The organism is Halalkalibacter lacteus (assembly GCF_036663595.1).
Classification (GTDB): Bacteria; Bacillota; Bacilli; order Bacillales; family Bacillaceae_D; genus Halalkalibacter; species Halalkalibacter lacteus.
Map to the genome: position 1 here is coordinate 1 of NZ_JAWRVL010000379.1, position 245 is coordinate 245.

The following is a 245-nucleotide window of genomic DNA, read 5'->3' on the forward strand; positions in this document are numbered from 1 at the left end:
GGTGGGAGGCGCTCGCGCGCTTCATCGAGCGGCATCCCGAACGGACGGGCCGCCCGGAAGACCGGATCCGTTCGTTCGTCGTGTGGCGGCTCTTCACGTCGACGGCTGAGCGCGGGCGCCGCGATCCGGCCGAAGACGGTGCGGAGCTCGGGCGGGCCCTCCTCGGGAACGAGCCACCGATCGTCCTCCGCTTCGCTCGTGAGGACGGCGTGCCCGATGCCGAGCGCATGACGGACGGTTCGCTC

1 protein-coding gene is annotated in these 245 nt (G+C 72.2%); it reads left to right on the forward strand.

Translation table 11 applies throughout. The features are described from left to right. Positions 1-245 (forward strand): hypothetical protein (locus tag SAZ04_RS22735; RefSeq protein WP_332700009.1); only part of this gene is annotated, 245 nt, incomplete at both ends.